Source organism: Micromonospora sp. NPDC049497, from assembly GCF_044465805.1.
GTDB lineage: Bacteria > Actinomycetota > Actinomycetes > Mycobacteriales > Micromonosporaceae > Micromonospora.
On sequence record NZ_JBITMC010000009.1, the window covers coordinates 131,375 to 144,435 of the forward strand.

Here is a 13,061-nt window from a genome sequence, read left to right on the forward strand (position 1 = left end):
CGCTGCCCCCTAAACAGGTGAGTCCCGCGTGTCCGGCCAGGTGGTCAGGATGATCGAAGACCGTGTGTCTTCGTTCGACCGTTGAGGCCGTGACAAGGAACGGGGCTGATCCAGTGCCGGTCAACACCTCTAGATCCACCCTTGATGCCGAGCCGCTCGCCGGCCGGGACGAACCTGTCGTGCGGCTGCCGATCTCCGCCATCCGCGATGCCGACTCGCCGCGATCCGCGGGCGTGGACATGGCGTACGCGAGAGCCATGGCGGAGATGGAGGCGGACCTGCCACCGATCGTGGTGCACCGCGCGACCATGCGGGTCGTCGACGGCATGCACCGGCTCGCCGCCGCCCGGCTCCGCGGCGAGCAGGAGATCTGCGCGCGGATGTTCGACGGGGACGACCACGAGGCGTTCCTGCTGGCCGTGCGGCTCAACGTGTCGCACGGGATGCCGTTGACGATCGCCGATCGGCGCGCCGCCGCGATCCGGATCATCCAGAGCCACCCGCAGCTGTCCGACCGGGCGATCGCCTTCACCGCCGGGCTGGCCGCGAAGACCGTCGGCTCGCTGCGCCGCGGGATGGACGGGCCGCCGGTCGAGGCGCGCATCGGCCGCGACGGGCGGGTCCGCCCGATCAACGGGGCCGCCGGCAGGCAGGCCGCGGCCGAGCTGATCGCCGTGCATCCGGAGGCGACGCTGCGCCGGATCGCTCAGGAGGCCGGCATCTCGGTGGAGACCGCGCGCAGTGTCCGGGCGCGCCTGCGCGCCGGCGAGGACCCGGTGCTGGACAGGCGGACCCGCCCGGATCGCGGTGACCGTGGCGTCGACCGGCAGATGACGGTGAAGCTGCCGGAGGCCGACCCCTCCCAGGAGCTGCGCTCGCTGCTGGACACCATCCAGCGGGATCCGTCGCTGCGCTACACCGAGTCCGGCCGGGTGCTGCTGCGCTGGCTGGGCCCGCGGGTGCTGGTGCCCGACGAGATCCCGCTGTCGCTGAGCCACATCCCGCCGCACTCGCGGCTCAATCTCGGGTCGCTGGCGCGGTCCTGCGCGGCGGCGTGGATCCAGCTCGCGATGGGGCTGGAGGACGAGTACGGCCACACCGGCTGAGAACCCGGCGGGAACGCGACGGGCCGGTCTCCTGGTGGACACCGGCCCGTTCCGTGCGGTGTGTCAGCGAGAGCGTGTGCTGCTCGACGCCGCCACCCGGATCCGCAGCCACAGCCGCCGCAGATAGGGCACGTGGGGCGGTGCCGTGCCGTTGCTCGCGTACTCGCCCGGAGGCACCCCGATCCGGTCGGGGTGCACGCAGACCGGGACGCCCGACTCCGGGATGGTGCGGTAGCCGATCTCGCGGTCGAACCGGGTCGACGACTTCGGCCGGTCCGCCACGTCGAACGCGCCCACCCGGAACCACCGGACCGGGCACGCCCTGCAGAACGGTGAGGTCCGCCGCTGCGGCCCGCTCATTCCGCCTCGCTCAGCCGGGTGGCGAGGGCGGCCACGGTCGGCGCCTCGAAGAGGGTACGCAGCGCGACCGGACGCTCGACGACCTCACCGACCTTGGTGACGACCGCGACCGCCAGCAGCGAGTGGCCGCCCAGCTCGAAGAAGTTGTCCCGCAGGCCGACCCGCGGCACGGCCAGCACCTCCGCCCAGATCGCGGCGATGCTCTCCTGCAGCGGCGTGCTCGGCGGCTCGTACTCGGCCGCCCCGGCCCACTCCGCCTCGTCGTCGGGCCGCGGCAGCAGCGCCCGGCTGAGTTTCCCGCTCGGCGTCCGCGGCAGCTCGGTCACCGTCAGGTAGGCCGCCGGCACCATGTAGTCGGGCAGCCGGTCGGCGAGGAAGGCGCGCAGCTCGGCGGCGGCCGGTGGCGCCTGCGGGTCCGGCACCACGTACGCGACCAGGCGCCGGTCGCCGACGCCGTACCGGTGGGCGCCGACGGCGCACTCCAGCACCTGCGGGTGTCCGGTCAGGACGGTCTCGATCTCGGCGACCTCCACCCGGAACCCGCGGATCTTCACCTGGTCGTCGAAGCGGCCGATGAACTCCAGCTGCCCGGCGGCGTTCCAGCGGACCCGGTCGCCGGTGCGGTACATCCGGGTACCGTCGCCGAACGGGTCGGGCAGGAACCGCTCCGCCGTCAGCTCCGGGCGGCCCAGGTATCCGCGGGCCAGCGGGGTGCCGCCGACGAACAGCTCACCGGCGACCCCGGGCGGCACCGGCCGCAACTCGGAGTCGAGCACATAGGTGCGGGCGTTGTCGAAGGGCCGGCCGATCGGTGGCAGCGCCGGCCACCGCGCGGGGTCCCCGCTGAGCTGGTGCGAGGTGGCCAGGTGCACCTCGATCGGCCCGTACTGGTTGAACAGTGTGCAGTCGGGCAGCCGGGTGAAGAACTCCCGGATCGCCGGGGTGGCCTGCAACTGCTCGCCCGCGGTGAGCACCGCGCGCAGCGACGGCGGGAACCGGTCGAGGCGCACGGCGAGCTCGGCCATGCCCTGCAGGGCCACGAACGGCATGAAGACCCGTTCGATGCGCTGGGTCTCGATGACGTCGAGCAGACGCTCGAAGTCGTGCCGAACCTCCTCCTCGACCATGACCAGCGTCTCGCCCACCGCGAGGGTGGTCATCACCTCCTGGTAGAAGATGTCGAAGCTCAACGCCGCCCACTGCAGGGTCCGGCCGCGGCCGCCGGAGCCCTGGCGCTGCTGCCACCGCACCTGGTTGAGCAGGGCCCGGTGGGACATGGCCACGCCCTTGGGCCGGCCGGTGGACCCGGAGGTGTAGAGCACCCAGGCGGTGTTGCCGGGGTCGGCCAGGTTCGGCGGGACCGCGGTGCCGGCCGTGGCGCCGTCCGGCATGCGGTATGCCAGCACCGGCGCGGACCCGTCGGGGCCGGTGTCGCCGCCGGGCGGGCCGATCAGCAGCCGCAGCTGCGCGTCCTGCGCGATCAGCTGCTGGCGTGCGGCCGGATAGGTGGGGTCGATCGGGACGCAGGCACCGCCGGACTTGAGCACCGCCAGGTTGGCGACCAGCATGTCGAGGGAGCGGGGCAGCGCGATGCCGACCCGCTCGTCGGGTCCGACGCCCCGCTCCCGCAGCTGCCACGCCAGGGCGTTGGCCCGCTCGTCCAGTTCACGGTAGGTCAGTTCCCGCCCGCCGAAGACCGCCGCGACGGCGTCCGGGGTGGCGGCGACCTGCCGCTCGACCACCTGGTGCAGGCAGACGTCGTCGTCGTACCGGGTGACCGGGCCGTTCCAGACCTCGAGGACCTCGTGCCACCGCTCGGCGGACATCAGGGGCAGGTCGTCGATCGGCACGGCCGGTGTGGCGACCACCCCGGCCAGCAGGGTGACCAGGTATTCGGCGAGGCGCTGCATGGTGGCGCGCTCGAAGAGCGCGGTCTGGTACTCCAGCCCGACGACCAGCCCCCCGGTCTCGTCCTCCTGGGCGAAGAGCGTGAGGTCGAACATCGCCTTGCGCTCGTCCGGCTCGATCGGGGTGACGGTCAGCCCGTCGAGCATGTCGAACGGCTCGGCCCTGAGGTAGGTGAACAGCACCTGGAACAGCGGCTGCACGGCCATGTCCCGCTGCGGCCGCAGCTCGGCCACGAGGCGGTCGAACGGCGCGTGCCGGTGCTCGTAGGCCTCCAGCAGCCGCGGCTGGAGCTGACCGAGCAGCTCGGTGAAGGTCGGCCGCCCGGCCAGGTCGGCGCGCAGCACGACCGGGTTGACGAAGTGGCCGATGTTGGCGTCGACGTCCGGGCGCGCCCGCCCGTCGACGATCATCCCGACGCTCACGTCGGTCTGCCCACTCCACCGGTACAGCAGCGTGTGGAAGGCCGCCAGCAGCACCATGAACAGCGTGGCGCCCTCCTGCCGGGCCAGCCGGCGCAGCCCGTCGGCCACTTCGGGCGGCACCGGCACCTCGAGGTTGTCGCCGTCGAGTTCGGCGGTGGCCGCCCGGGGGCGGTCGGTCGGCAGGTCGAAGGTGTGCGGTGCGCCGGCCAGCCGCTGCGTCCAGTAGTCCATGTGCCGCCTGGTCTCGGCGGCGTCCCGGCTGTTCTGCCACAGGGCGTAGTCGGCGTACTGCATGCCCAGTTCGGGCAGCTCGGCCGGGGTGCCGGTCCGGTGGGCCCGATAGAGGGTGCGCAACTCCTGGTAGAGGTTGGCGTGCGAGGGCCCGTCGAGCACCAGATGGTACGACCGGAACACCAGCACGTGCTCGGTGGGCGAGAGTCGGATCAGCTCGGTCCGGAAGTTCTGCGGCACGGAGATGTCGAACCGGTACTCGGCGTACATCCGCTTGCGGTCGTTGAGCCACTGCTGCTGCTCGTCGGCGGACCTGTCGGAGATGTCCAGGAAGGTGAAGCGGTCGTCGCCGGGCGGATCCACCACCTGCACGCCGATGCCGTCGCGCGCCGGGAACGCCGTACGCAGGATCTCATGCCGTCGGATGATGTCCGCGATCGCCGACCGCAGCGCCGCCACGTCGAGGTCGCCGCTGATGGCGTGCAGCGCCGTCTGGTTGTACGCCGCACCCAGCACGCCCATCTGCTCGAGGAACCACATGCCCTGCTGGTGGTCGGAGAGCGGGATGACGTCCGGCCGGGCGGCCGGCGCCGGGTCGGCGCGCATCGCGGCGATCACCTCGTCGCGCCGCTCGCGGAGCATCGCCAGCCGTTCACCGTCGAGCGCGCCGGCGGGCCGGTAGCGCAACCGGCCGTCCTGCAGCCACAGCTGTACGCCGGCCACGCGCAGTTCTTCCAGGAAGTCGGAGATCGCTATCACGGGCTGCCCTCTCTCGGCGGACCGCTCAGCGGGTGCTGAGCGGACGCAGGTCGGTCCAGTGCTGCGTGACGTAGTCCAGGCACGCCTGCCTGCTGTCCTCGCCGTGGACGATGCGCCACCCGGCCGGCACCGCCCGGCGGCTGGGCCACAACGAGTGCTGTTCCTCGTCGTTGACGAGCACCAGGAAACGGCCTTCCGAGTCGTCGAACGGGTTCATCTCGACTCCCCTTTCACGAGGGTTGGGTACGCGGCGGCCGAGCGGGCCTCGCGGTCGCGCTCGACCTGCTGCCGCGGATAGACGAAGGGCAGCAGCAGACCCGCCATCGATGTGGTGACCAGCGCCATCAGGACCATGAGCGAGTACAGCCCCTGATCGAGCAGGCCGATCTCGAGACCGACCGCGAGCACGATCAGTTCGGTGAGTCCCCGGGTGTTGACCAGCAGGGCCAGCGCGGTGCTGTGCCGGGGTGACACCCGCACGAGCCGCGCGGCCGTGAAGGCGCCGGCCATCTTGCCGCCGATCGCGATCAGCAGGATCAGCAGCAGCAGGCCGAACTCGCGGGCGTCCATCCCGGACAGGTTCACCGCGAAGCCGGCGACCACGAAGAAGGGTGGCAGCAGCACGATCCGGTCGAACCGCTCGACCCAGGGCAGCACCCGTCGGCGCAGGCCGGCGGCGCCGGAGCGGGGCATCACCGCCCCGAGCAGGAACGCGCCGAAGATCAGGTGCAGTCCCATCCACTCGGTCGCCGCGGACGACAGCCACAGCGCGCCGGCGATCACGACCAGCAGGCCGGCGCCGCGGGTGATCCGGGCGGCGGACCCCCGTTCCGGTCCGGCCGGGCGGCGCCGCGCGAGTCGGGCCAGCGCCGGTCGCACCACCCCGACGAGGATCGCCACGAAGGGCAGCACCAGCAGCATCCGCCAGGGCCAGTCGTCGCCGTACGAGAGGGCGACCAGCACCGCGAGCATCGCCCAGGCGACGACGTCCCCGACCGCGGCCACGGCCAGCGCCAGGCCGCCGACGGGCGTGTCGATCAGCTGGCGGTCGGTGAGGATCCGGGCCAGCACCGGGAACGCGGTGATCGACATCGCCGTGCCGACGTACAGGCAGAACAGCACCGCGGTGCGCCCGGAGCGGTCGCCGACGATGCCGATCGCGAAGAGGCTGCCGAGGACGAACGGCACGACCATCGAGCCGATCGACAACGCCAGCACGATCCTGCTCTGCCCGTTCAGCGGGCTGTCGGCCAGATGCAGGCCCACGAGGAACATGAAGACGCAGACGCCGATGGAGGCGATCGTCGCGAGCGCCGGGCGGATCTCGGCCGGGAACAGCGTCCGCGTGATCGCGCCGTGGAACAGGGTCGGGCCGAGCAGGATGCCGCCGGCGATCTCGCCGATCACCTCCGGCTGGCCGATCCGGCGGCACAGGAGCCCGAGGACCCGGGCGACAACGATGATCACCAACAGGGCGAGGAACAGCGGCGCAACCGTGCCCATAGCCATCCGTCCATCCCTTCGCCCGCCACCGCGTGATCGACAGTAGGCAGGACCGGCCGGGGCGGCGCAGTCACGCGAACCGGCGACGAGACGACCGGCGCCGGGCCGGCTCATCCACTGTGGCGCAGGGCGTTTGCGCACGTCAGAGGCGAGCGCGGCCCACCGAGATGAAGGATCTTACGGTTGCCGCCGGAGCAAGTTCATGTCCCCGATTGGCGCGACCCCCGGGCCAACCTCAACGGTCGGATAATCGCTAATGGCTGTAGATCACGGCCTCTCGATCGATAGCGTTGGATCATTCCGGTGGCCGGTCACGGCCATGGGACGGCCCTGCCGTGTGCCCGCTGTACGGGGTGCCCGGCGGCGGCGGCCCATGGTCCGCCTGCCACTGGGCCAGATGATGGAGAACCCATCCAGGTGCCTACCGGGGGAACTGTGCTTCGCGTTGATGCCCTGATCAGCAGCCCGATCTATCTCGTCGGCCTCATGCAGATTCTCTCCGATGAAGGGATTGCCCTCGTCTCGACCCGCCAGTCTCCCGCCGATCCGATGTCCTGGCTCGCTGACGCGGCCCTGATCGACGACGATGCCCTCGGGGCGGCGGACTGCCTGGACGAGATCGCCGAGGCGGCCCGGACCACGGCGGTCCTGGTCCTGCTCAACGACTGGTCCTTACCGGCCGAGGAGTATCTGCAGGCCGGCGCCAAAGGTGTGATCCACAAACACGAGTCCGCCGAGAACCTGGTCGCGGCGCTGCGAGCCGTGACCGCCGGCGCGCAGGTGCTACCCGAGGGCCATACCGCAACATCTCGGTCGGAACGTCACGAGCCATCCGTATTGAACCTCTCGGAGCGAGAGGAACAGGTGCTCAGCCAGATCTCCCGGGGCTTGACCCACGGACAGATCGCCACCCGGCTCGGCATCAGCCCGCACACCGTCGACACGTATGTCAAGCGCATCCGCGCCAAGCTCGGCGTCGGCAACAAGGCCGAGCTCACCCGGGTCGCGCTGCTCAGCCGGCTGACCAAGGCCGTCGCGTGACCGGAGGCCGCATGCCCCTCGCCGTCCGTCCCCCCGACCAGCAGGTCACCACCGAACTTCAGGCGGTCGAGCACCGCCGGCAGCAGGCCCTCGTCGACGCCGACCTGGACGCCCTGGACGAGATCTTCGACGACACTCTCGTGCACACCCACGCGCACGGCATCACCCACACCAAGACCCAGCTCCTGGAGCACACCGCCAGCCGGCGCCCCTATCTCGGCATCACCCGGGGCGAGTTGCTCATCCGGCTCGTCGGCGACGTCGCCGTCATCACCGGCCCGCTCACCAACCTTCTGCGTACGCCGGACGGCGGGGAACGCACCCTCGCGGGCGTCGCCACCCAGATCCTGCGCCGCGACGAGCGCGGCGGCTGGCGCTTCCTCAGCTTCCAGATGACCCCGTACGCCCAACCGAAGTGAGGTACCCATGACCGGTGACCAGGACGCGCTGGAGAGAGGACATCTGCCGCCCGCCACGTACGGGGTGCGGCTGGTCGGCAGGGCGCAGGTCAACAACCCGTCCGGGGCCGGCCTCGAACGGCACATCTGCGACCTGGCGGCGTACCGGAATCATGCCTTTCTGACCGCCTACCGTGAGCCGACCTGTGAGCGGACCGGCGCCTATGTCATCGACATCAGCGATCCGCGGGCGCCGTTCGAGGTCGAGAGCGCGTTCATGGAGACCACGACAGGGAACTACGTCGGTGAGGGTCCCGGCGTCATCGAGGTCGACAACGAGCACTTCCGCGGTGCGCTGTTCGTCCACGGCAACGAGATCTACGCCCAGGCACACGCCCCGGACCCGACCGGGCCGCGCCAGCGGGGCGGCATCAACATCTGGGACGTCACCGACCCGGAGCACGCCCGGCTGCTGACCGCCCATGCCGGCGACTACACCGACGTCGACGGCTCACCGCTGGAGCAGGCCGTCGAGGTCTACTACGTGTTCCCGTGGACCAACGACCTCACCGGCCGCACCTACGTCGCCATGGTCACGGTCAAGATCACCACTGACATCTGCATCATGGACATCACCGACCCGCGCAACCCGACGATGGTCAACTCCCTCGACCTGCGGGTGCCGCCGTTCGGCGTCGTCCAGGAGTCCCCGCCGGGCCTCAACTCGGTGTTCGCCCACGCCGTCAGCGTGCAGCGGACCGGCGACCGCTATGTCATGAACGCGACGTACTGGGACGGCGGGTACGTGCTGCTCGACGTGACCGACCCGACGCCGGGCAACGTCTCGATGATCGCCCAGTCCTTCTACGCCGAGTTCGACGAGGAGCGCGCCAAGCGCGGGCAGCAGGTCGCGCCGGAGGGCAACGCCGAACACTCCGCTCTCTCCCCCGACGGCCGGTACCTGGTCGGCGCCGACGAGAACTACGAGGCGGTCCGCCTGATCGGCACCATCACGTCGGGACCGGACGCCGGCCTGGAGTTCACCGCGGCGTGGAGCCCGGACACCGCGCCGATCGACGACGAGAACGGCATCTCCGGCACACCCACCTTCGTCGGCAACGGCTGCCCGGGCACGGTCCCGCCCGGCCGCGGGATCGCGCTCATGGAGCGTGACGCCTCGCTGCTGACCGCCGGGTCGAATCCGGGGTGCTCGTTCCAGGAGAAACTGGACGCCGTCGCCGCGGCCGGCTACCAGGCGGGCATCGTCTTCAACCGCCAGGGTCCGGACGCGCTGCACCAGTACCCCACGTCGGCCAAGGGACCGATCCCGCTGATCTTCGTCAACCGCCTCACCGGTCTGCGGCTGCTCGGGGTCACCGGCGTGACCGAGGAGACGGCCGGGTCGACCGCGACACCGGCCACGCCGGCCATCCCCGCGATCGACCTCCGGTCGGTGTTCAACGGATGGGGCTACCTGCGGCTGTTCGAGGCGGACATCCCGGGCGGTTCACTCGCCCAGATCGATACGTACGCCCCCCCGGAGTCGCAGGACCCGAAGTACGCGACCGGCTTCGGTGACCTCTCGGCGTCGCACGTCGCGATCGACCCGGACCGCCGGCTGGCCTACGCCACCTTCTACTCCGGCGGGTTGCGCGTGCTGAGCTACGGCCCGGACGGCCTGCGGGAGGTCGGCGCCTACTGCGAGCCCGGCAACGACTTCCTGGGCGTGGTGGTCCACAAGGTCGGTGCCAAGAACTACGTGCTGGTCACCGACCGCAACTACGGGCTCTACATCTTCGACGTCTGATCGCCGGAACGCTGGTGGCGGGGGGGCGCGGGGGGCCCCCCCCCCCGGGGGGGGCCGGGGGGGGGGCCGCCCGGGGGGGGGGGGGGGGGGGCCGGGGGGGGGGTGTCCCGGAAGCCGGGGGGCGGGGCGGGGGGGGGGCGCGGGGGGGGGGGGGGGGCGGGGCGGCCGCGGGGGGGGGGGGGGGGGGGGGGGGGGGGGGGGGGGGCGGGGGGCCCCCCCCCCCCCCCCCCGGCCCTGGTCGTACGGCAGAAACGGCCGGGCCGTGTCACCTGCCGGTCCGTCCCTCGCCTCTGATCGACTCGACGTCATTGAATTCGGGGTGTCCGGGTGAGGTTGTCAGCCCGACTTCAATGACACCGAGTGGATCTGCGCCCGGAGCCCGGCGTGGGTCAGTACGACTTGTCCTGGCCGAGGACGTGCTGGGCGACGAAGTTGAGGATCATCTCCCGGCTGACCGGGGCGATCCGACCGGCCCGGACGGCGCCGAGCAGGGTCGCCACCCCGTACTCGGTGGTCATGCCGGCCCCGCCGAGGGCCTGCACCGCGGTGTCCACGGCGAGCGCGGCGGCCTCGCCCGAGGCGTACTTGGCCATGTTGCCGGCCACGCCGGCCTCCAGGTCACGGCCGGCGTCGTAGAGCACTGCCGCCTTATGGATCATCAGGCGGGCCAGTTCCACCTGCACGGCGGCGTGCGCGAGCGGGTGTGCGACCCCCTGGTGGGAGCCGATCGACCGGCCACCCCAGACCTTCCGGGTGGCCGTGTACTCCGAGGCGCGTTCGATCGCGTACCGGCCGGTGCCGGCGCCCATGGCGGCGACGGTGATGCGTTCGGGGTTGAGCCCGGCGAACAGGGCCGGCAGCCCGGCGTCCAGGGACTCGCCGACCAGGGCGTCGGCGGGCAGCCGCACCTCGTCGAGGTAGAGCAGGAACTGGTTCTCCGGGGACAGGATCTCCATGTCCAGCTTGGACCGGGTCAGGCCCGGCGCGTCGGTGGGCACGACGAACAGCGCCGGCTTGAGCTTGCCCGTGGCCGCATCCTCGGTACGCGCCACGACCAGCACGTACTGCGCCTCGTCGACCCCGGAGATGTAGCACTTGCGGCCGGAGAGCAGCCAGTCGTCGCCGTCGCGGCGGGCGACCGTGCCGAGGCGGTGGAAGTTCGACCCGGCCTCCGGCTCGGTGATCGCGAAGACCACCTTGAGCGAGCCGTCCGCGAAGCCGGGAAGAAAGCGCTTGCGCTGCTCCTCGGTGCCGTGCCTGTTGATCACGGTCGCGGCGATGGCCGGGGAGACCACCAGCAGCAGGAGCGGGCAGCCGGCGGCGGCCAGCTCCTCGCAGACGATGGCCAGCTCGGTGATGCCGCCGCCTCCGCCGCCGTACTCGCCGGGGATGTTGACGCCGAGGTAGCCGAGCCGGCCGGCCTCGTTCCACAGCTCGGTGGTGTGCCCGCCGGTCTTCGCCTTCTCGACGAAGTAGCCGTGGCCGTACTTGCGGCCCAGCGCCCGGACGGCGTCGCGGAGCTGGTCCTGCTCGGGGGTGAGGTCGACGTTCATCGGGGGTCCTCCTCAGGATTGACCACGGCCAGCACGGCGCCCGTGTCGACCTGGCCGCCGGCCGGGACCGGCAGCTCGGCGACCACGCCGTCGGTGGGGGCGAGCACGGGGTGTTCGAGCTTCATCGCTTCCAGGGTCAGCAGCAGGTCACCGGCGGCGACCCGCTGGCCGACCGTGACGTGCACGCGGGTCACCGCGCCGGGCAGCGGCGCGACCAGCGACCCGGCGGCCAGCTCCGCGGTGGGCAGGGGGAGGCGCGGCAGCTCGGTGAGGCTCGCCGCGCCGTCCGGGCCGTCCACGAAGACCTCCGACCCCACCCGGTGTACGCGGAACGCGCGCCGGACGCCGTCGACGTCGAGCACCACCCGGTCCGGTGCGGCCTCGACCACGCTCACGGCCGGTGTCGGGTCGCCCTCCGGCAACGACCATTCCGCGAGCGCACCCCTGCGGTCCAGGCGGTAGCGGGCCTCGATCTCGCCGTCCGGACCGGTGAAGCGGGTGACCTGCGGGAACGCCGGCACGTTGCGCCAGCCCGAGGGCAGCCCGGCCAGCACCGACGCCGAGGCGCGGCGGCCGGCGGCCGAGGCGAGGGCCCCAGCCAACGCGACCAGGGGGAGTTGGTCGGCGGGCAGCAGCGGCTCGAAGACCTCCGGGTGTCGCTCCAGGAAGCCGGTGTCGACGTCCGCCGCCGCGAATTCCCGGCTGCGCAGCACCCGGACCAGCAGGTCCCGATTGGTGGTCACCCCGTGGAACTCGGCGCGGGCCAGCGCCCCGGCCAGCGTTCGGGCCGCCTCCGCCCGGGTGGGACCCCAGGCGACCAGCTTGGCGAGCATCGAGTCGTAGTGGACGCCGACCGTCGAGCCGTCGACCACGCCGGAGTCGAGCCGCAGGCCGCGCGTCGGGGAGAACTCACCGGCCACCCCCGGGACCGCGAAGCGGCGCAGGGTTCCCGTGGCCGGACGGTAGCCCTGGGCCGGGTCCTCGGCGCAGAGGCGTGCCTCGATCGCGTGACCCTCGGTCGGCGGCGTCGTCGCCAGCGGCAGCGGCTCGCCCTCGGCGACGAGGATCTGCAGCCGGACCAGGTCGAGCCCGGTGACCGCCTCGGTGACCGGGTGCTCGACCTGGAGGCGGGTGTTCATCTCCAGGAAGTGGAAGTCCCCGTCGGGCGCGAGCAGGAACTCGACCGTGCCCGCGCCGACGTAGCCGACCGCCCGACCGGCGGCCACCGCCGCCTCGTGCAGCCGCTCCCGCAGCCCGTCGGGCAGGACCGCCGGGGCCTCCTCGACGATCTTCTGGTGCCGCCGCTGGATCGAGCAGTCCCGCTCGCCGAGGGCCACCACCGTGCCGTGGCTGTCGCCGAGGATCTGCACCTCGACGTGCCGGCCGCGTTCGACGTACCGCTCGATGAAGACCGTGCCGTCGCCGAAGGCCGACGCCGCCTCGCGGCGCGCGGAGGCGACGGCCTCGGCCAGTTCGGCGGCGTCCCGGACCACGCGCATGCCGCGACCGCCGCCCCCGGCGGACGCCTTCACCAGCACCGGAAAGCCGGTGATGTCGTCGGCGTCGGTCCAGGTGGGCAGCATCGGCACGCCCGCCTCGGCGAGCAGCGCCTTGGCCTCCATCTTGTCGCCCATCGCGGCGATCGCCTTGGAAGGCGGGCCGACCCAGGTCAGGCCGGCGTCGGTGACCGCCGTGGCGAACTCGGCGTTCTCCGCGAGAAACCCGTAGCCCGGGTGGACGGCGTCCGCGCTGGCCCTGCGGGCCGCGTCGAGGATGAGGTCGATCCGGAGGTACGTCTCGGCGGGCGTGTTCCCCGGCAGGTGGACGGCCTGGTCGGCCTCGGCGACGAACGGCGCGTCGGCGTCGGCGTCGGAGTGCACGGCGACGGTCCCGATGCCGAGCGTCCGGCAGGTGGCGAAGACCCGGCGGGCGATCTCGCCCCGGTTGGCCACGAGAAGTCTGTTGATCACGAG

10 protein-coding genes are annotated in these 13,061 nt (G+C 72.2%); 4 read left to right on the forward strand and 6 right to left on the reverse strand.

The features are described 5' to 3' along the window. The first annotated feature begins 239 nt into the window (after positions 1-239). Positions 240-1,106 (forward strand): ParB N-terminal domain-containing protein, encoded by an 867-nt coding sequence (locus ACIBR0_RS15205; RefSeq protein WP_396715935.1) that lies wholly within the window; start codon positions 240-242, stop codon positions 1,104-1,106. 63 nt (positions 1,107-1,169) lie between these two features. Here the strand turns inward: ACIBR0_RS15205 and ACIBR0_RS15210 are convergent, their stop codons facing one another. Genes ACIBR0_RS15210 through ACIBR0_RS15225 form a run of 4 tightly spaced genes read right to left on the reverse strand, consistent with a single transcriptional unit; the run spans position 1,170 to position 6,295 of the window. After that, the gene (locus ACIBR0_RS15210) at positions 1,170-1,403 is read right to left on the reverse strand and encodes a hypothetical protein (RefSeq protein WP_396715936.1); all 234 of its coding nucleotides are present in this window, start codon (positions 1,401-1,403) and stop codon (positions 1,170-1,172) included. A gap of 59 nt (positions 1,404-1,462) precedes the next feature. Then, on the reverse strand, positions 1,463-4,786 hold the full coding sequence (locus tag ACIBR0_RS15215) for an amino acid adenylation domain-containing protein (RefSeq protein ID WP_396715938.1): 3,324 nt from the start codon (positions 4,784-4,786) through the stop codon (positions 1,463-1,465). Positions 4,787-4,811: 25 nt separating this feature from the next. Next, positions 4,812-5,003 carry an MbtH family protein gene (locus ACIBR0_RS15220; protein WP_357029868.1) on the reverse strand — a complete coding sequence of 64 codons (192 nt, stop codon included), beginning with the start codon at positions 5,001-5,003 and terminating at the stop codon, positions 4,812-4,814. After that, the gene (locus ACIBR0_RS15225; RefSeq protein WP_396715940.1) at positions 5,000-6,295 is read right to left on the reverse strand and encodes a cation:proton antiporter; all 1,296 of its coding nucleotides are present in this window, start codon (positions 6,293-6,295) and stop codon (positions 5,000-5,002) included. The genes ACIBR0_RS15220 and ACIBR0_RS15225 overlap by 4 nt, the downstream gene beginning before the upstream one ends. Positions 6,296-6,724: 429 nt before the next feature. Here ACIBR0_RS15225 and ACIBR0_RS15230 point away from each other — a divergent pair, with 429 nt between their 5' ends. From ACIBR0_RS15230 to ACIBR0_RS15240, 3 genes are read left to right on the forward strand one after another with little or no spacing between them, the layout of a single operon-like run. Then, a complete protein-coding gene (locus ACIBR0_RS15230; protein WP_396715942.1) occupies positions 6,725-7,330 on the forward strand; it encodes a LuxR C-terminal-related transcriptional regulator in 606 nt (201 codons plus the stop codon). Between the two features lie 11 nt (positions 7,331-7,341). Then, on the forward strand, positions 7,342-7,749 hold the full coding sequence (locus tag ACIBR0_RS15235; protein ID WP_396715944.1) for a nuclear transport factor 2 family protein: 408 nt from the start codon (positions 7,342-7,344) through the stop codon (positions 7,747-7,749). Positions 7,750-7,756: 7 nt separating this feature from the next. Next, on the forward strand, positions 7,757-9,535 hold the full coding sequence (locus ACIBR0_RS15240) for a hypothetical protein (protein ID WP_396715946.1): 1,779 nt from the start codon (positions 7,757-7,759) through the stop codon (positions 9,533-9,535). A 389-nt stretch (positions 9,536-9,924) separates the two neighbouring features. Here the strand turns inward: ACIBR0_RS15240 and ACIBR0_RS15245 are convergent, their stop codons facing one another. Then, positions 9,925-11,088 (reverse strand): acyl-CoA dehydrogenase family protein, encoded by a 1,164-nt coding sequence (locus ACIBR0_RS15245; protein ID WP_396715948.1) that lies wholly within the window; start codon positions 11,086-11,088, stop codon positions 9,925-9,927. Further along, on the reverse strand, positions 11,085-13,058 hold the full coding sequence (locus ACIBR0_RS15250) for a biotin carboxylase N-terminal domain-containing protein (protein WP_396715950.1): 1,974 nt from the start codon (positions 13,056-13,058) through the stop codon (positions 11,085-11,087). Before ACIBR0_RS15250 ends, ACIBR0_RS15245 begins: the two co-directional genes overlap by 4 nt. Between the last annotated feature and the right edge of the window lie 3 nt (positions 13,059-13,061).